General features: G+C 68.3%; 19 protein-coding genes. 12 read left to right on the top strand and 7 right to left on the bottom strand.

The genetic code is table 11. The annotated features are described in order from the left end of the window. The 4 genes from DQP57_RS12510 to DQP57_RS12495 are packed head-to-tail and all read left to right on the top strand — an operon-like array spanning position 1 to position 3,351. Positions 1-984: an alpha/beta hydrolase gene (locus tag DQP57_RS12510; RefSeq protein WP_112633284.1), complete on the top strand. Its 984-nt coding sequence runs from the start codon at positions 1-3 to the stop codon at positions 982-984. 45 nt (positions 985-1,029) lie between these two features. Then, positions 1,030-2,106: a hypothetical protein gene (locus DQP57_RS12505; RefSeq protein WP_112633283.1), complete on the top strand. Its 1,077-nt coding sequence runs from the start codon at positions 1,030-1,032 to the stop codon at positions 2,104-2,106. A gap of 17 nt (positions 2,107-2,123) precedes the next feature. After that, entirely contained in the window at positions 2,124-2,906 is a 783-nt protein-coding gene (locus tag DQP57_RS12500; protein WP_112633282.1) for an SDR family NAD(P)-dependent oxidoreductase, read from the top strand. 1 nt (position 2,907) lies between these two features. Continuing rightward, positions 2,908-3,351, top strand: a complete 444-nt coding sequence (locus DQP57_RS12495; protein WP_240631749.1) for a nuclear transport factor 2 family protein — start codon at positions 2,908-2,910, stop codon at positions 3,349-3,351. A 26-nt stretch (positions 3,352-3,377) separates the two neighbouring features. Here the strand turns inward: DQP57_RS12495 and DQP57_RS12490 are convergent, their stop codons facing one another. Beyond that, complete coding sequence (locus tag DQP57_RS12490) at positions 3,378-3,680, bottom strand: ferredoxin (protein ID WP_112633281.1); 303 nt, start codon at positions 3,678-3,680, stop codon at positions 3,378-3,380. Then, complete coding sequence (locus DQP57_RS12485; RefSeq protein ID WP_112633280.1) at positions 3,680-4,801, bottom strand: Rieske 2Fe-2S domain-containing protein; 1,122 nt, start codon at positions 4,799-4,801, stop codon at positions 3,680-3,682. Before DQP57_RS12485 ends, DQP57_RS12490 begins: the two co-directional genes overlap by 1 nt. A 101-nt stretch (positions 4,802-4,902) precedes the next feature. Here DQP57_RS12485 and DQP57_RS12480 point away from each other — a divergent pair, with 101 nt between their 5' ends. Beyond that, the gene (locus tag DQP57_RS12480; protein ID WP_240631748.1) at positions 4,903-6,699 is read left to right on the top strand and encodes a 3-ketosteroid-delta-1-dehydrogenase; all 1,797 of its coding nucleotides are present in this window, start codon (positions 4,903-4,905) and stop codon (positions 6,697-6,699) included. Here DQP57_RS12480 and DQP57_RS12475 read toward each other — a convergent pair. Beyond that, positions 6,623-7,999 carry an HNH endonuclease signature motif containing protein gene (locus DQP57_RS12475; RefSeq protein WP_112633279.1) on the bottom strand — a complete coding sequence of 459 codons (1,377 nt, stop codon included), beginning with the start codon at positions 7,997-7,999 and terminating at the stop codon, positions 6,623-6,625. The genes DQP57_RS12480 and DQP57_RS12475 overlap by 77 nt on opposite strands. 157 nt (positions 8,000-8,156) lie before the next feature. Then, a complete protein-coding gene (locus tag DQP57_RS12470) occupies positions 8,157-8,846 on the bottom strand; it encodes a PadR family transcriptional regulator (protein WP_112633278.1) in 690 nt (229 codons plus the stop codon). 62 nt (positions 8,847-8,908) lie between these two features. Here DQP57_RS12470 and DQP57_RS12465 point away from each other — a divergent pair, with 62 nt between their 5' ends. Continuing rightward, positions 8,909-9,826, top strand: a complete 918-nt coding sequence (locus tag DQP57_RS12465) for a TIGR03619 family F420-dependent LLM class oxidoreductase (protein WP_112633277.1) — start codon at positions 8,909-8,911, stop codon at positions 9,824-9,826. On the opposite strand, the gene DQP57_RS12460 is transcribed toward DQP57_RS12465, so the two are convergent. Then, positions 9,823-10,722: a hypothetical protein gene (locus tag DQP57_RS12460; protein ID WP_430918996.1), complete on the bottom strand. Its 900-nt coding sequence runs from the start codon at positions 10,720-10,722 to the stop codon at positions 9,823-9,825. The genes DQP57_RS12465 and DQP57_RS12460 overlap by 4 nt on opposite strands. A gap of 69 nt (positions 10,723-10,791) precedes the next feature. Here DQP57_RS12460 and DQP57_RS12455 point away from each other — a divergent pair, with 69 nt between their 5' ends. Further along, positions 10,792-11,916: an FAD-dependent oxidoreductase gene (locus DQP57_RS12455; RefSeq protein ID WP_112633276.1), complete on the top strand. Its 1,125-nt coding sequence runs from the start codon at positions 10,792-10,794 to the stop codon at positions 11,914-11,916. Between the two features lie 6 nt (positions 11,917-11,922). Here the strand turns inward: DQP57_RS12455 and DQP57_RS12450 are convergent, their stop codons facing one another. Next, complete coding sequence (locus DQP57_RS12450) at positions 11,923-13,395, bottom strand: multicopper oxidase family protein (RefSeq protein WP_112633275.1); 1,473 nt, start codon at positions 13,393-13,395, stop codon at positions 11,923-11,925. Next, complete coding sequence (locus tag DQP57_RS12445; RefSeq protein ID WP_112633274.1) at positions 13,395-14,138, bottom strand: ArsR family transcriptional regulator; 744 nt, start codon at positions 14,136-14,138, stop codon at positions 13,395-13,397. Before DQP57_RS12445 ends, DQP57_RS12450 begins: the two co-directional genes overlap by 1 nt. 95 nt (positions 14,139-14,233) lie before the next feature. Between DQP57_RS12445 and DQP57_RS12440 the strand changes: the two genes are divergently transcribed. From DQP57_RS12440 to DQP57_RS12420, 5 genes are all read left to right on the top strand, one after another. After that, a complete protein-coding gene (locus DQP57_RS12440) occupies positions 14,234-15,511 on the top strand; it encodes an APC family permease (protein ID WP_112633273.1) in 1,278 nt (425 codons plus the stop codon). 123 nt (positions 15,512-15,634) lie between these two features. Beyond that, positions 15,635-16,132: a flavin reductase family protein gene (locus tag DQP57_RS12435; RefSeq protein WP_112633272.1), complete on the top strand. Its 498-nt coding sequence runs from the start codon at positions 15,635-15,637 to the stop codon at positions 16,130-16,132. Between the two features lie 3 nt (positions 16,133-16,135). Next, the gene (locus tag DQP57_RS12430) at positions 16,136-16,852 is read left to right on the top strand and encodes a pyrimidine reductase family protein (RefSeq protein WP_112633271.1); all 717 of its coding nucleotides are present in this window, start codon (positions 16,136-16,138) and stop codon (positions 16,850-16,852) included. 180 nt (positions 16,853-17,032) lie between these two features. Then, on the top strand, positions 17,033-17,377 hold the full coding sequence (locus DQP57_RS12425; protein WP_112633270.1) for a hypothetical protein: 345 nt from the start codon (positions 17,033-17,035) through the stop codon (positions 17,375-17,377). Between the two features lie 171 nt (positions 17,378-17,548). Beyond that, the coding region (locus DQP57_RS12420; RefSeq protein ID WP_133259238.1) for a serine/threonine-protein kinase at positions 17,549-18,464 on the top strand (916 nt) is incomplete at its 3' end.

Below are 18,464 nucleotides of genomic sequence, written 5' to 3'. Positions count from 1 at the left end.
ATGACCCCGTATGCAATGGATCCCGACGCGGCCGCGCGGGTCGCCTCGTTCGGCGAGATCGCTCCGATGCGGCAACGGGGCCTGGCCGCGGTACGCGCCGGGCTCGAATCCGCGCCGCCGCCCGAGGCAATGCCCGAGATGGCCCGCGTCACCGAGGTTCTCATCCCCGGCGCGCCGGATGACATCCCGCTCAGGATCTATTGTCCGACACAGGAATCCGGTAGCCCGGTGTTGATCTACCTGCACGGTGGCGGACTGGTCATGGGCTCCAACCGCTCATTCGAACCCTTGGCGCGTGAGCTCGCCGCCGCGGCCGCGGCGACCGTCGTGGCCGTCGACTACCGGCTGGCCCCCGAGGCACCGCCCCCCGCCCAGTTCGACGATGCCTATGCGGCCACCGAGTGGGTGTCGCGCAACGCGGGTGAATTGGGCGTCGACGCTGATCGGCTCGCTGTCGTCGGCGACAGCGCGGGCGGCTCGCTGGCGGCGGCGGTCGCACTGGCCGCGCGGGATCGCCACGGACCGGCCATCTTTGCGCAGGTGCTGCTGTATCCCGGACTGGACCGCGACATGTCCGTTGCCTCGGTCGCTGCGATGCCCGATGCACCGCTGCTCGCCCACGACGATATCGACTACATGCACACGCTGGTTGATGGCGACGCCGGACCACCCACGGATCCGTATCAGATCCCGGCGTATGCGGCCGATCTCTCGGGCCTACCGCCCGCGATCGTGGTCACCGGGGGTTGCGACCCGATCCGGGATTGGGGTGAGCGCTACGCCGACCGGCTACGAGACGCCGACGTGCAGACCACCGTCACCCGCTATCCCGGGATGTACCACGGCTTTCTGATGCGATCCGATGCCACCGCGCGGGGCCGGCTGGCCATCGCGGAGGTCGGGGCGCTGCTGCGCGCCAAGTTCGCGCACCCGCTTCGGTTTGACGTCCCGATCACCGGACAGCGGTCGACCGTATCGCGGTGACGCTGCGCACAATCAACCAACCTTGAACCGCAAAGGAGACCGCTGATGCTCACCGACGAGCGCCGGATGGAGCTTTCCGACGTGCTGCGGCCGGCCGCCCCGCCCCGCGAAATCGACCACGTCTACACCGACGACCAGCGCGAGCGGCTTCTCGACGTCGTGCGCACCCAGGGGCCGTGGAAGCTGATCATCGCCCAACATTTCGCGTCCGCCGACGAATTGATGGCGACGATGAGCGGCATGTTTCCCGACGGGTTCACCCCGTCGCTGGATTTGTTCCTGACCCCGACCTTCCGCGGCTACCTCGCCAACTACGGCGCGGTGCTCTACCCACAACTGCACGACTGCTTCTACAACGAGCGTTTCCTCGACATGGCCAAGAGCTACTGGAACGCCGAGTACGCCAAGCCAGAGTTGATGCTGTTCAACATCAACGGCCCGTGCGCGAATCGCGACCCCGGCCACCTGGATTCGCCGAGCTTTCGCGGTGTGCGGCACGAAAATGCCCCGACGTGGCTTACCAGCGTCATGGGCAAATCCGGGCTGTTCCGCGATTACCTGATCAAAATGGCGCAGGTCATCACCTGGTTCTCGCTTGACGCCGGCAGCGGCTTCACCTACTGGCCGCAGGGGCCGCTCAGGGCGCCGCAACGCATCCTGCCCCCGATCAACAACCGCGGCGTGGTGGTGCAGAACGAGATGATGGTGCATCGCGGCGAGGCGAATGGCCCACTGGACCAACAGATTCCGGCCGGCCTGGCGTTCGACACCGTGTTCGCCGGAGACCCTGCAAGCCGCGAGCATTGGCTGCTGAAAAACGGTGACGACGTGATCGCCCGTCACCACACCGACGAACTCCGATTTCTGGTGCACTGGTCGGCCGAGGTCTTCTCCGACTACGACGAACTCAAGAAGAACATGGACGGCTCCGAAGACCTGACCGTCGACAAGGCCATCGACATCATGGTCGACGACCTCAAGGGCAAGGGCATCAACCTCGACATCCCGAGCGAACCCCTGCACGATCCCGCGTTCATCGGCGCGCTGAACGCCGCCTACGACCTGGGCGGCCCGGCCACCTACCCGGAGGAGGCCCCAATCAGCGCGTTCCAGCTGACGTGACGGAAAGGTCTGCACCGATGGTTCGTTTCGCCGATCGGCGGGTCATCGTCACCGGAGCCGGCTCCGGCATCGGACAAGCCACCGTCGCCCGACTGCTCGACGAGGGGGCCACCGTCGTCGCCTACGACATCGCCCCCGACGGCTTGGCGCGCACGGCGGCCGCCGCCGACGACGCGGGCACCGGCACACGTCTGAGCACCGCCGTCCTGGACATCTCCGACGAGGACGCCGTCACCGCCGCGGTCGACACAGCGGTGATCGGACTCGGCGGGCTCGACGCGCTCGTCAACGCGGCCGCCATCCAGCGTTGCGCCAACACCCACGAACACACATTGGCCGACTGGAACGCCACCATCGCGGTCAATCTGACGGGCACCTTCCTGATGACCCGCCAGGCGCTGCCGGCGCTACTGGAATCCGGGCGGGGCGTGGTGGTGAACTTCACCTCCACCGCAGCGTCATTCGCACACCCGTACATGGCGGCCTACGCGGCCAGCAAGGGTGGAGTGTTGTCGTTCACGCACTCGTTGGCCCTCGAGTACTCCAAACAAGGGTTGCGGGCGGTCAACATTCAGCCGGGCGGGGTCGCGACCGCGCTCGCGATGAGTACGCTGGACAAGATGCCACAGGGATATGACCTCGGGCTGTGGGCCAAGCAGACACCGCTGCTGCACGGGACAGAGAACGAGATCCTGGGCGACCCGAGTTCGGTCGCCGCGGTGATCGCCATGGTCGCTTCCGACGACGGCGCATTCATCACCGGCACCGAGATCCGTATCGACGGCGGCGCGCACGCCTGACATGGTTGCTGATCGATTGCAGGCTCTCTGCGACGAGCGTGACGTGCAACGCGCGCTGATCCGGTTCGCCCGGGCCATGGACGACCGCGATTGGGCGGCGACGGCCGAAATCCTTGCCGAGGATGCGCAAGGGGACCTCGGGACGGGCCGGCTGCAGGGACGCACGGCGATCATCGAACTGATTCGCCAGTACCTCGACAGATGCGGTCCCACCCAGCACCTCTTGGGCAACGTCATCGTCGACGTCACGGGAGACAGCGCAGTCAGTCGCGCGTATATCCGCGATGTGCACTTGAACTCGACGGCTGACCCGACGAAGCGGTTCTACACCATCGGCGACTACCACGACACCTGGCGGCGCCGACCCGATGGATCATGGTGCTTGACGGAGCGGGTCAAGATCAACCGCGCTCACGTCGGACCAATGGAGATATTCGGCGACTGACCGGTTCCGCTGTGCGCCTGAGACTTTCAAGTCCCGATCGGAACGCCGTCGTCGACCATCGCCAGGGCGCCGTGTCGCACCGCGTCGACTATCGACTCGCTCAGCGCCGAGCATGCCACGAACACGCCGCGACTGCCGGGCACCGAAATCTGTTGCGCCTCGGCACGTTCAGCGCATTGGGCCGTTGCCTCGGCGTTCCACTGCACGCTGGTCTGGTTCCAGCTGCTCTTGCGTGCCAGCACCCGCGCACCACAGTTGCGGCACGTCACCGGCACCATCGGCATCTCGTCGAGCCGATTGTCCTCGCGCAGGGACGATTTCAAAGACATCAGGCCTGAGCCGCCATGTTGGCCTCGACCTCTTTCATCCACGCCTCGTAGGGGCGGGTAGTGTCGAGCTCGAATTCGAAGCGGTCCACCATATCCGCCTGCACGTCGGCGGCGTCGACATAGAACTGCTGATACCAGCGGCGCAGCTGGTAGACCGGGCCGTCCTCCTCGACCAGCAGTGGGTTGTCGATGCGGGCCTTGTGTCGCCAGATCTCGACGTCCTGCTCGAAGCCGAGTTTGACGTAGTCGCCAAGGGTGATCGCGGTCTGCATGGCCTGATCGTCGGGCAGCGTATCCGATTTCTTCACGATGATGCCGTATTGCAGCACAAAGGAATTCGAGTCGATCGGATAGTGGCAATTGATGAGGATGGTCTTGGCGTCGCCATGCTCGTAGTGATACGTCAGGTCGTCAATCATGAACGAGGGGCCATAGTAGGACGCCACCGACGTCGTCCCCAACATCTGCGATCCGGTGCCACCCATGTCGGGTCGGCTTCCACCGTTCATGTATTGCGTGGCCACGTGGCCCTCGAAGATGTTCTTGAAGTACGTCGGCAGCGAGCCGTGAATGTAGAAGAAATGCGCCATATCGACGACGTTGTCGATGATTTCGCGGCAATTGCTCCCCACCACCGTGGTGTACCAGTGCCAGTCGGTCCACTGGTCGCTGGTGGCTCCCTCGATGCGCGGGATCGTCACCTCCGATGGCGGCGGTTTGCGCTCGGGGTCATTCCAGACGAACAACATGCCGTCCTGCTCCAGCGTGGTCCAGGCTTGGGTGCGGGCCAGTTTGGGGGTGCGCCGGCTGTAGGGCACCTGCTTGCACCGCCCGTCGCCGCCCCACCGCCAGTCGTGGAACGGACAGGCGATCTCGTCGCCCTTGACCTCCCCCTGGGACAGGTCACCCCCCATGTGGCGGCAATAGCTGTCGAGCACATTGATGTTGCCGTCACCGCCCCGGAAGACGACGAGTTTCTGCCCGAAGGCGTTGATCGCGTGGGGCTTGCCGTCCCCGAAATCCCTGAGCAGGCCCAGGCAGTGCCAGCCGCGGGCGAACCGCGTCGGCGCGGCCTGCGCTTCTATCAGACGAACCTCGTCGGCCTCGATGTGCGACGTCATACGCCTGATTAAACTCGCTGCGGCCCGTTCGCGGGACCCCTTGTTCCACTGATCAGGACGGCTATTCCTGCCCGGCGACGTCACGGCCTACCGTTGCCGACGTGAGGACGCACAGCGCGACGATTCCCGCCGGACTTCCCGTGGCCGACGCATGCGTTGACCTGCTCGTCGTCGGCTCCGGTACCGGCATGGCCGCGGCGCTGGCGGCGCACGAGTTGGGGCTGTCGGTGTTGATCGTGGAGAAATCGTCGTACGTGGGCGGATCGACCGCCCGGTCCGGCGGCGCGCTGTGGCTGCCGGCCAGCCCGGTGCTGACGGAGGCGAACGCGGGCGACACCGCGGAGCGCGCCGGTGCCTACCTAGACGCGGTGGTCGCGGGCTCGGCGCCCGCGCAGCGGTCCGCCGCGTTCGTGGCACACGTGGCCGCGACGGTCGACATGCTGCGCCGCACGACACCGCTGCGGCTGTTTTGGGCCCGCGATTACTCCGATTACCACCCCGAGGAACCGGGCGGCAGCGCCGCGGGCCGCACCTGCGAATGCCGCCCCTTCGACACCTCGCTGCTCGGCGAGTACCGCACCCGCTTGGAGCCCGGCCTGATGGAAGTCACCGTTCCGATGCCCACGACGGGCGCCGACTATCGCTGGATGAACCTGGTGACCCGCATGCCACGCAAGGGAATTCCGACCTACGGCAAGCGGCTGGCGCAGGGCGTGGGCGGCCGGATGGTGGGCCGGCGTTACGCCGCGGGCGGACAAGGCTTGATGGCCGGGCTGTTCACCGGGGTGCTGCGCGCCGGCATCCCGGTGTGGACGGGCACCGCACTGGCGCGCCTCGCCCGCGATGGCGACCGCGTAACCGGCGCCGTCGTCGAGCACGACGGCCACGAGGTGACCATCACCGCGCGGCGCGGCGTGGTGCTTGCCACCGGCGGTTTCGACCACAGCATGGACATGCGCTGGAAGTTCCAATCCGAATCGTTGGGCGCCCACCTCAGCCTCGGCACGACCGCCAACACCGGCGACGGGATCCGCGCGGGACAGGAAATCGGGGCCGGCATCGATCTGATGGATCAGGCGTGGTGGTTTCCGGCCGTCGCGCCGTTGCCGGGCAAGGCGCCGGTGGTGATGCTGGCCGAGCGCTCGCTGCCGGGGTGCCTGATCGTGGATCAGCATGGGCGCCGGTTCGCCAACGAAGCGACGGACTACATGTCGTTCGGGCAGCGATTGCTGGAGCTGGAGCGCTCGGGTAGTCCGGTGGAGGCGATGTGGATCGTCTTCGATCAGCAGTATCGCAACAGTTACGTCTTTGGCGCCGAACTCTTTCCGCGGATGCGCATCCCGCAGGGGTGGTATGACGCCGGCATCGCGGCGCGCGCGGACAACCTCACCGACCTGGCTGCCCGGATCGGCGTTGACGTGTCGGAGTTCTTCGCGACCATGACCCGATTCAACCAAAACGCTTCCGCCGGTGAGGATCCCGACTTCGGCCGCGGACGCAGCGCCTACGATCGCTACTACGGGGACCCGACCAACAAGCCGAACCCGAACCTGCGTCCGCTGGTCAACGGCCCGTTTTACGCGGTGAAAATGGTGCTGTCCGATCTGGGCACCTGCGGTGGGCTGCGGACCGACGAGCGGGCGCGGGTGTTGCGCGAGGACGGCGGGGCGATCGCGGGGTTGTACGCGATCGGCAACACCGCCGCCAACGCGTTCGGCGCGACGTATCCGGGTGCGGGCGCGACGATTGCGCAGGGGTTGGTGTACGGCTACATCGCGGCCAAGGAGGCGGCGCGGGACCCGGCCGTCGCGAGCGCGGGGGTCACTCCTCCCCCGGGCCCGCCCCCTCGTCGTCGTCTCCATCGCGGAGCAGTTTCTCGGGATGATGAAAGCTATTGAGGCGCGGCTGGCCCCGGTCGAGTTCGGGCGGCGGTCTCCATTCGGTGTCGCCGCGGGCGGTTTTGCGGGTGGTCCAGCCGCCGGGTTTGAGCAGTCGGTGATGCGGGCCGCAGGCGAAGGTGAGGTCGTTACCGTCGGTGGTGTGGCACGCGGCGTAGTCGGTGACGTGGTGGACTTCGCAATAGTAACCGGGCACGGTGCAGCCCGGGTGTGAGCAGCCGCGGTCCTTGGCGTACAAGACTATTCGCTGCCCGGGTGAGGCCAGGCGTTTGGTGTGATAGAGCGCCAGCGCCTTGCCCTTGTCGAAGATCGCCAGGTAGTGATGGGCGTGGCGGGCCAGGCGGATCACGTCGCTCATCGGCAAGATGGTGCCCCCGCCGGTCAGGCCGCGCCCGGCGGCGGCCTCCAGCTCTTGGAGCGTGGTGGTGACGACGATCGAGGTCGGTAACCCGTTGTGCTGACCCAGCTTTCCGGAGGCGAGCACGCCGCGCAATGCGGCGTTGAGGCCGTCATGGTTGCGCTGGGCCGCCGAGCGCGGGTCGTGTTCGATGGCTTCCTGGGTGGGTGCGCCGTCCACGCACGGACTTTCGTCGAGGGGGTTGCACATGCCCGGGGCGGCCAACTTGGCCAACACGGCCTCCAGCGTCGCACGCGCTTCGGGGGTCAGCCAGCCGCGCAGCGCCGACATGCCGTCGGCCTGCTGGTTACCCAGGCTCAGCCCACGCTGACGCGCCCGGTCTTCGTCGGTGTACGTGCCGTCGGGGTTGAGGCAGTCGGCCAGGGTGGTGGCCAGCGCGGCCAGCTGTTCGGGGCGAAACCGGCTGCCCTCCTGGGCCAATCGCGCTTCGGCGCGCTCGCGGGTCGGCATGTCGATCCAGCCGGGCAGGGCGTGGCAGAACTTGCGGATCACGCTCACCTGGGCGGGCCCCAGCGCGCCGGCGCGTTGGGCGGCGGCGGTGGCGGCCAGCGCGGGTGGGATGGGTTCGCCGGTCAGGCCGTGGCGTGGGCCCAGATCGCGTGCCTCTTTGAGGCGCCGGGAGGCTTCGGCGCGGCTGATCAGGGTGGCCTCGGCGAGGGCATAGACCACCGTGCCGCCCAATTCCAGGGACGGCGCCTGGCGGGCCAGGGAATTGATCAGCGGATGCTCGACGGCGGGAATGCGCCGGCGCAGCCTTTCGCACCGCTCCAGCACCGCCAGCTGCTGGCGCGGATTCAGCGCGTCGACGTCGAGCGCGCAGACGCGATTCCAGGCGGCATCGAGCGCCTCGAACACCCCGTCGACATCCCGCTGATCGGTCACACCGCCAAACTAGCCACACCCACCGACAAAAAACCCCACGCTGTGACCACTGAAACCACAGTGACACAATGGGTTTCGGTATGCGTTATCGGTATCCGTAATCCCGTCAGGGTGGGGCGGACAGCCGGCGCGGACGCAACCGTCGCCGCCGCCGGACCTAATCCGCTTCGCGCTTGGCCTGGACCTGTTTCTCGATTTCGCGCCAATTCCCGGGCTTGGGACGGGGCTTCCCCAAGCCACCCTTCTCGGCGCTCTGCAGGATGGCGTCGGCCTCGTCGATCTCCTTGATCATCTCCAGCGCGAACTCACGTTCGGCCGCGTAGTACTTGGCCGCCCAGCGCAGCGCGAGCACCGAGTACGCCCATGCCGGTTCCGCCTCGGCTCCCTCGGCGTCCTCGACCGCCTTGCGGTGCCTGGCTTCGGCGTACGCCACATGCTCCTGCAGTAATTCCTTGAGCCGACTCGGGTTACTGAGGTGCCCGAACGTAACCCGCAGCAGCACACTGTGTTTGAGCACCGGCGGGTCCACCGGCGCGTGATTGGTCCACTCGGTGACGGCATCCATGCCGGCCGTGGTGATCTTGTAGAGCCGCCGAGTGCGGGTGCCCTCGTCGCGTTCGACGCGTGAGGTCACCAGTCCCAGCGCCTCCAGCTTCTTCAGCTCGGTATAGATCTGGCTGTAGGACGGGCTCCAGTAATAGAGGTCGACGCTCCAGTCGATCCACTTCTTGAGGTCATAGCCCGAAACCTCTTCTTCGTAGGACATCATGCCCAGCAGCGCCCAGCTGGTGGCGGCCAACGCCGCGTTCGTCAGCTTTCGGCTGGCAGGGTCCATTTCGGAGTCCATGTCGCCAGGTTAACAACACCGGCCCCTAGATTGGAGGACATGGACCGCTGGCTGGGACGCGCGTGAAGTTCGCCTTTCCCCTTCCGCACCTGCTGCGCGTCAAGGCGATTACGCAGCCGTGGGAGGCGGCGGTCACCGGGCCCGATCAGCGCCGCATGATGCAATGCGCCGACCGGTGGGGCTACGACATGATCGCGGTGCCCGAGCATCTCGTCATCCCCACCGACCATGTCGAGTTGTCCGGGCCGCACTATCTGCACTCCACGACCGCGCAGGCCTTCATCGCGGGCGCCACCGAGCGGGTTGCCATCAACTCCTGCGTCACCATCCTGCCGCTGCAGCATCCCATCGTGCTGGCCAAGGCGCTGGCCACCGCGGACTGGATGAGCGGGGGCCGGATGATGGCGACCTTCGGCGTGGGGTGGCTGGCCCGCGAGTTCGAGCTGCTCTCGGTGCCCTTCGGTGAACGGGGCCGCATCGCCGACGAGTATCTGGCCGCCATCGTCGAACTGTGGACCAGCGATGCACCCCGATTCGAAGGCCGGTATGTGTCGTTCTCCGACATCGCCTTCGAGCCGAAACCCGTTCAACAACCGCATCTTCCGATCTGGATCGGCGGCGACGCCGACGCCGCGCTGCGCCGGGCGGCCACGTTCGGCACCGGGTGGTGGCCCTTTCTCACCCCGCCCGAGCGGATCGCCGAGAGACTCGACTACCTCAAGTCCCAACCTTCCTACGACGGCCACGAATTCGACGTGATGCACGGGCTGGGCACCAACCGGGTCGGCGAGGGGCACGTCGCCCGACGAGCGAGCGACCGGCCGGGCATGAGTGCCGCACAGATCGTCGACCGGTTGAACTGGCTCGCCGAGCAGGGCGTGACCGTGACCGCGGTTCCCGTCCCCGCCGTGAGCGGCGTGGACGAATACCTCGACTACGCGCGGTGGGTCATCGAAGACATCAAACCCCAGGTGTCCTAGCGGATCAGCAATCCGCGCCGGCGCACCCAGTACACCGCCGCCACGCTGCCGGCGACCCACACCGTCATGGCGATGCCCAGGTGGACGAAGCTTTTGGTGTCGCGCCCGAACACGGGCCAGATGAGCGCCGGCGCCTGCTGCCACAAGACGCGGTGCTCCACGCCGTTCATCGGGTCGGCCACGTAGTACAGCGCATAGGGCAGCGTCAGGGCCAGCACCCAACTGCGGGTGCGGCGCAGGTCGCGGCGCTGGCGCCAGCGCCGGATCAACGGCTCGACACTGACCGGGTGTAGCACCGAGATGAGGTTTCCGACGCCCAGCCAGGAGACGATGGGCACCGCGACGGTGGGGATCGTAATGCCCAGCCGCGCAGGCGTTTCCAGCCACAGCGTCAACACCACCGCGGCGGACAGGGTGGGCACGCCGACGATCGCGAGCAGGGCGAGGTTCTTGATCAACAGGATCCGCCAGAAAGGCACGCGATCGGACAAACCCCGCAGGATCCGGTAATGGTCGGCGCCCAGGAAATTGGTGGTCGTGACATCGGCGAGGACCCACGACGAAAAGTAGGTGCCCACCAAAATCACCCAGTCGGGGTGCCGGCCCACCGGCGTCAGCGGCTGCACCAGCAACCAGCCGGCGGCGAAGACCACGTTGGCCACCACACCCATCAACCAGGTGCGCGGCCGGGTGAACGACCAGCGGATCTCCGCGACGACCGCCGGAATCAGAGCCTTCTCGAAGTCCTTCGCGGCGCGCCGGGCCGCGGCGGGACGGGGGGCCGACGCCCGCACCATCGCAGTCAGAAAGGCGCGCAGCGCGGCGCTCACCCGCGGATGCGCCAACACCCCGGACTCCCCCAGGTCCGGGCTGTCGATTCGGCGCGAGACGATCAACTGACGTACCCCCTCGCTCTCGGATCGGTCACCGGCTCGCCCGCAATCTACGCAGGGCAGGATAACGGCATGAACCGCAAGCGTGTCATCGTCGCCGGGCTCGGGGACGCCGGCGTCCTCGCGGCGATCCGCCTGTCCCGGCAGGCCGACGTCGTCGGAATCTCGGCCAAACCCGCGCTGGTGAGCGGTCAGGAACTCGGCGTGCGGCTCGCGCGTCCGCACGACTGGGCCCGCGACTACTGGATCCCGTTCGACCGGTTCCGCCGCCTCGACGGCGTCCGAACGGTGCAGGCCATCCTGACCGGGGTGGACCTGGGGGCCCACACCGTCTTCGGCCGCACCGAAGACGGCGCCGACATCGCCGAGGCGTACGACGCGCTGATCATCTCGACCGGAGTCAGCAACGGCTTTTGGCGCCAGCCGACCCTGCAGTCGGCCGCCGAGATCGGCGCCGGGCTGCGCGCCGCCCACGATCGGCTGGCCGCCGCCACGTCGGTGGCCGTGGTGGGCGGCGGGGCCGCGGCGGTCAGCAGCGCCCTCAACATGGCGACCACGTGGCCGGACAAGCGGATCGACCTGTACTTCCCCGGCGACTCCGCCCTGGCGGGACACCATCCGCGGATCTGGCAGCGGATCCGCCGCCGGCTGACCCAGCTGGGCGTCGGCCTGCACCCGGGGCACCGCGCGGTGCTGACCGAGGGTTTCGCGGGCGACGAACTGACCAGCGCGCCGGTCGACTGGAGCACCGGGCAACCCACGGCCCACGCCGACGCCGTGTTGTGGGCGATCGGGCAAGTGCGGCCCAACACCGAGTGGCTGCCCGCCGAACTGCTCGAGGAGCGGGGGTTCGTGCGCGTCACGCCGGAACTGCGGGTGCCCGGCCACCGCGGCGTGTTCGCGGTCGGCGACGTCGCGGCGACCGATCCGTTGCGCAGCTCGGCGCGCAACCGGGGCGATGCCCTGGTGGCGCGCAATGTCCTCGCCGACTTCGCCGGCCGACCGTTACGCACCTACCGGGCGCCGACGCGGCGCTGGGGTTCGCTGGTGGGCATACAGCCCAACGGGCTGGAGGTCTTCCTGCCCACCGGCCACGCCTTCCGCTTCCCGTCCTGGTCGGTCGAGCGGGTGGTGATGCCGTGGATCGTGCGGTGGGGCATGTATCGCGGGGTGCGCCAGAACGATCCGCTGGGCTAGGGGCGCTCAGTTGCAGTCGAGCAGCAGCATGAGCCCGTAATCCATGTGGATCTGTTGATGGCAGTGCAGCAGCGAAAGACCCGGTTGGTCGGCGACGAAATCGACCTCCATGCTCTGGTAGCCGCCGAGCATGGCGACGTCCTTGCGGACGCCGGCGGTCGGCGTCCCCGCGAACCGGGTGATTTCGAACGTGTGCCGGTGCAGGTGCATCGGGTGCAGGTCGTCGCTGGCGTTGCGGAACCTCAGCCGGTAACGCTTGTCGCGCTCGATGCGCAGCACGGGCTTGTTGGCGTCCATCGCAAAAGGAGTGCCGTTGATCGTCCAGACATTGAAACCGTTGTCGGCGGCGTTGCGTTTCTCGATCAACATGTCGATGGTGTGGTCGGCCGGTGGCGCGTCGGCCCGCCGAGGTGTGCCGAACGACCGGTAGTCCCACGTGAACGGCGGGGGCGCCGCCCACTGCGGATCGCCGCCGCGCCCGGCATATTCGACGACGACGCCCATTCCATGGCCGCGGTCGTCGTCGGACAGATCGCCCAGCAACCACACGCCCGGATTGGTCATGCTGACGACGGCCGATATCCGTTCGCCCGCCCCGAGCCACAACACCGGCACCGCCGCCCGCGTGGGCACCGGATTGCCATCCAGCGCGACGACGGTGAAGGTGTGGCCGGGCAGGGCCACACTGCGTGTCTCGGTGGCGCTGCCGTTGAGAACATGGAGCAGCACCTGCTGACCGGCTCGGACGCGAATGGGATCACCATGGCCCAGCATCCGCCCGTTGATCGCGAACGCCCCGTACCCGACCTCGTTGCCGGGTGCCTCGCCGCGCGCCAGCGAGGCAGCCATCGCCGACTCGCCTCTGTCCTTGAGGTCTTGATCCTGCGCACCGGCCAGAAAGTCGCTGGCCATGTCGCCCCCGCGGCTGAAGGCGGGCTCAAACTCCTTGAGCGTCAGGAAGATTTCTTGATCGTACGCACCGGCGTCGTGCGCGGGCTCGATGTAGACCGGGCCCACCAACCCGCTGTACTGGCCGCGCGAGAGGTCGGCGCGCGGGACGACGTGGGTGTGGTAGAAGCGCAGGCCCGCCGGGCCGGGGACGAAGGAAATCCGGCGCATGCCATGTGCGGGTATGTCGGGGGTGCCCTCTTCGGCGGCGCCGTCGACGTCGACGCCGACGTGCTGGCCGTGCCAATGCAATTGCTCGGGTGCATCGGTGTCGTTGAAGACGTCGACCCAGGTGCGCCTGCCCTCCTTGAATCGCAGTAGCGGACCGGGAAATTGGCCGTTGTAGGTCAGGGTCGACACGATGCGGTCCGGCGCCAGCTCGACCTTCCCCGCGCCGATCCGCAGCGTGTAGTCGGCCTTGCCGCCGGGTGGGCCCTGGGGCGAGGGGTGCGTACACGCGACGCCGGCGCCTCCCGCGGCCGCCACCGCGACGCCCGCCCATTTGCCGAACTGACGCCGGTTGAGCGCCATCACCGGCGCCCGCCCGTGCGGCTTGGATCGGGCACTAAAAAGCTGACGCGCCGGCTCAATTCGCCTGCCACGCGCAGAAATTGCGGGTAGCCGCCGCCCGCGGCCGAGGGATCGGGCAGGCTCCAGTGCATCGTGGTCGCCAGGTCGTGTTCGTGCGCGTATTCACGCACTGTGTCGCACAGCGTGATCACGCAGTCGAAGCGGCGCCGGGAAACTGCGGCCAGGGATTTGGGCCGGGCGCCGCTGAGGTCGATGCCGTATTCGTCGCGCATTACCCGGATCGCGTTGACGTGGAGGTCGGGCTTCGGGTGGCTGCCCGCGCTCGCGGTTCGAATGCGACCCTGGCCGCGCTTCTCGAGCAGCGCCGCGGCCATGGGTGACCGCGCGCTGTTGCCGGTGCACAAAAACAACACCGACCGCGGAGCGACCGGGACGGGAGGGCCGGGGGCCAACGCCGGATGCAAAGCCCCGGCAGCCTCACGAAATGCCGTGGCGCACTTCGTCAGATTCAACCAGTAGTAGGTGTCGCGCCCATCAAAGCTACTACGTCGTGCATCGACGAGTCCGGCGGAACGTAACAGCCGCAAGTGATACGAGACCAGGTTCTGCGGCTCGCCCACGGCGGCGGCCAGTTCCCGCACTCGGTGGTCCCCGGATGCCAGTTGGCTTAGCAACGCCCACCGCAGGGGGTGCGCCGCCAGCTGTAGCACCGGTGGGACGTCCGCTCGATCGGCCGTAGCCATGCTTCGGCACAATACATCAAATTGATTTGATAGGTTAGGCTCCGCGCGAGGTGAGACCCCGGCGTGACCATTTCTCCGACCCGCGAGGAGACCGAGTGCCCAGGAGCGCCCCGCCGGCCGGCGACGACGAATTGCGCCGCAGCCTCGGCGTTTTCGACGCGGTGGTGATCGGGCTGGGGTCGATGATCGGGGCGGGCATCTTCGCGGCGCTGGGGCCGGCCGCGCGCGCCGCCGGCTCGGGACTGCTGCTGGGCCTGGCGGCCGCCGCGGTGGTGGCCTACTGCAACGCCACCTCCTCCGCGCGACTGGCGGCGCGCTACCCGGCGTCGGGCGGCACCTACGTCTACGGCCGAAAACGGTTGGGAGACTTCTGGGGATACCTGGCCGGGTGGGGCTTCGTCGTCGGCAAGACCGCGTCGTGCGCGGCGATGGCCCTGACCGTCGGCGTCTATGCGTGGCCGGCGCAGGCGCACGCGGTGGCCGTCGCGGCGGTGGTCGCGCTCACCGCGGTGAACTACGGCGGCGTGCAGAAATCGGCCTGGCTGACCCGCCTCATCGTCGCCGCGGTGCTGGCGGTGCTCGCCGCCGTCGTCGTCGCCGCGTTCACCGCCGGCGCGGCCCGACCGGAGTGGCCGCGCCTCAGCGGCGCGAGCCTCGCTGGTGTGGTGCAGGCCGCGGGGCTGCTGTTCTTCGCCTTCGCCGGCTATGCGCGCATCGCCACACTGGGCGAGGAGGTGCGCGACCCGTCGCGCACCATTCCGCGCGCGATACCGCTGGCGCTCACCATTGCCCTGACCGTCTACGCGGTGGTGGCCGTGGCCGCGCTGTCGGTGCTGGGGCCGGGCCGCCTCGCCCAGAGCGCCGCCCCGCTCGTCGAGATGGCCCGGGCCGTGGGGATCGGCTGGCTGGTGCCGTTCGTGCGGGCGGGGGCGGTGATCGCGGCGCTGGGCTCGCTGCTCGCGCTGATCCTGGGGGTCTCGCGCACCACGTTCGCCATGGCACGAGATCACCACCTGCCGCACGCGCTGGCCGCGGTGCACCCGCGGTTCGGTGTCCCCCACCGCGCGGAAGTGCTGATCGGCGTCGTCGTGGCGATGTTGGCCGCCACCGCCGACCTGCGTGCCGCCATCGGGTTTTCCTCGTTCGCCGTGCTGATCTATTACGCCATCGCCAACGCGTCCGCGTTCACCCTCGGCCGCGACGAGGGGCGGCCCCACCGCGCCATCGCGGTGATCGGGCTGCTCGGCTGCGTGGTGCTGGCGTTCGCGATGCCGATGTGGTCGGTGCTCTCCGGTGTGGTGGTGCTGGGCCTCGGCGCCGCCGCCTACCTGATTCGGCGCGTCGTCGCACCAATCGCGTCGCCGCACCAATGAGGTTGCCACGCAACCGGAATCGCGCGGGACATCGGCGAATGTCACCGCCCTGCGCCGTCGCCCGCCGGCGGGCAAATCGCGGGATCGCGATTCCCCGGCGGCCGGACGGGGAAGACTGAGCGGATGGCCGACCCGGAAACCGAAGCATTCGACAAGCTGGTGGCGCTGCTGAACTATCCGATGTTCGTCGTCACCACGCAGGCCAACGGCACCCCGGCGGGCTGCCTGGTGGGCTTTGCCAGCCAGACCAGCATCCACCCGCCGCGCTTCCTGGTCGGGCTGTCCAAGCGCAACCACACCTTCCGGGTCGCCCGCGACGCCTCACACCTGGCCGTGCACGTGTTCGACCACGACCACCTCGATGTGGTCGAGCTCTTCGGCAGCCAGACCAGCGACAAGGTCGACAAGTTCGACCGCTGTTCCTGGCACCGCGGCCCCGAACGGATGCCGATCCTCGACGACGCCGCCGCGTGGTTCGTCGGCGAGATCCTGGAACGTTTCACGCTGGGTGACCACGTCGGGCACCTGCTCGCACCGATGGGCGGCAGTCCGCCGCGGGAACTGGAAACCTGGGTGTCGTTCGGCGACGTGCGCGAGCTGCAGCCCGGCCACGAGGCCTGACGCGTGGCCGAGTCACCCCGGGTCAGCGCCGTCCCGAGCATCATCGAGCTCGCGCCCTTCTATGCCGATCCCCCGGACGGGGTGCGCGCCAACATGATCTTCAGCGCCGACGGCGCCGCGGCCTTCGGCGGGCGTGCCGGTCCCCTGTCGTGCCCCACCGATCAGCGGCTCTTGCGAATCCTGCGTGGCCTCGCCGACGTCGTGCTGGTCGGGGCCGGCACCGCCCGCGCCGAGAACTACGGCCCGGTAGCGCTCAGCGACGCGGCGCGGGCGCGGCGGCATCACGAAGGGCGGGCGCAACCGCCGCCGATCGCCGTGGTGAGCCGCAGCGGTGAGCTACCGGCCCGGCTGTTCAGGAATCCCGACCAGCCGCCGATCCTGGTGACCTGCGCGCGGACCGCGGCGCGGTTTGACCCCGATGACGACCGACAACACCTCCTGGTCGCGGGGCAAGACTCGGTCGACGTGTCCCGCGCCGTCGCGACCCTGCGGGAACACGGCATGCACCGCATCCTGTGCGAGGGCGGACCTACGCTGCTCGACGAGCTGGTGGAGGCCGACGCCGTCACCGAGATCTGCGTGACGCTCGCCCCGAAACTGGCGGCGAGCCAACCGGTGGGCCATCGGCTGCATCCGGCGCGCCTGCCCGCGCCCGTCACCATGAGCCTCGAGCACGCGCTGGTGTGCGACGGCTATCTGTATTTGAAATATCGCCGCTGAACCCCGCGGCATTCGCCGGATCGCACGTGCGCGCGCAACGCGCTCGGCATGCAGCCGACGGCGCCCCTTCCTATGATGAAAATGCCCGCTATGAACGCTGAGCGAATCGCTTTGCGCGACCTCCCTTCAATTGATCGCTGTCCACTTTCCCGATGCACACAGAAAAGGATCACCGGCCAGGTGAGCAGTTCAGACGACGACCGTGACTACCGCAATCTTGCGGTGAACCGGCTGCGCCCCAGTGAAATTCACTGGGCCCTGAACCACGACGCGGTGCACGGGATCGCCTACGCGTTCAGAAATCCGGTCGCGGTCGCCGAATCCCTGGAGGATCCCGACGACGACCGAAAGACCTACCTGGTGCGCGTCAAGCGCGACGACCTCGCCAACGCGCTGGAAAAGATCAACGAATGGATCTTCGACAATCCCGGCCCGGCCGGGATGCAGGCCTACGGATTCGTCCGGGCCCTGGCCCGAGAAGGGCTCACCGAGCGCGCCACCGGCGACGACGACAACCGCCAATAGCGCGCCGTCGAATTAGCTGGCTTTCGCTATTCGCCGTGCCCCGCGGCCGCGAAAACCTTAGCCTTATGCCTGCATGCCACCGCGTACGCGGATTCGGCGCAGTGACTGGCCGGGCGCGTGAGGGCGCCGGTCGTCGGTTTGCGGGCACGGCTGGCGGGTGAGGAGTCTTCGATGGGTGAGGCGACCGCGGACACGCGGGAGGGGACGCAGTTCGGGCCGTACCGGCTGGGCCGGCTGGTCGGACGCGGCGGCATGGGCGACGTCTACGAGGCCGAGGACACCGTCCGCGAACGCATCGTGGCCCTCAAACTGATGTCGCGGACCCTGTCCAACGATCCGGTGTTCCGCTCGCGGATGCAGCGCGAGGCGCGCACCGCCGGGCGGCTGCACGAACCGCACGTGGTCCCCATCCACGACTTCGGCGAGATCGACGGCCAGCTCTACGTGGACATGCGGCTGATCGACGGCAAAGACCTGGCCAGCATGCTGAAGCGGTACGGGCCGATCTCCCCGCCGCGCGCGATAGCGATTGTCCGCCAGATCGGTTCGGCGCTCGACGCCGCGCACGCGGCCGGGATCCTGCACCGGGACGTGAAGCCGGAAAACATTCTGGTGAGCGCCGACGACTTCGCCTACCTCGTCGATTTCGGCATCGCCAGCGCCACGTCGGACGAAAAGCTGACGCAATTCGGCACCACCGTGGGCACCGCCAAATACATGGCCCCGGAAAGGTTCGGCGACTCCGACGTCACCCACAAGGCCGACATCTACGCCCTGACCTGCGTGCTGTACGAATGCCTGACCGGCTCCCCGCCCTACACCGGTGACCAGCTCAGCGTGATGGGCGCACACGTCCATCAACCGATCCCGCGCCCGAGCGCGGCGCGTCCCAGCATCCCGGCGGCCTTCGACGGCGTGATCGCCCGCGGCATGGCCAAGGACCCCGCCGAGCGCTACCTCACCTGCGGTGACCTGGCGGCGGCCGCCTACGGCGCCCTGGCCGCTCCCGACCAGGATCGCGCCACCGACATCTTGGCGCGCACCCAAATGGCAACCCCACCAGCCGCATTCGCCGGTCAACCGGCCG

It is taken from the genome of Mycobacterium colombiense (genome assembly GCF_003284935.1).
GTDB lineage: Bacteria > Actinomycetota > Actinomycetes > Mycobacteriales > Mycobacteriaceae > Mycobacterium > Mycobacterium arosiense_A.
This window is presented reverse-complemented; position numbering and strand designations above follow the sequence as displayed.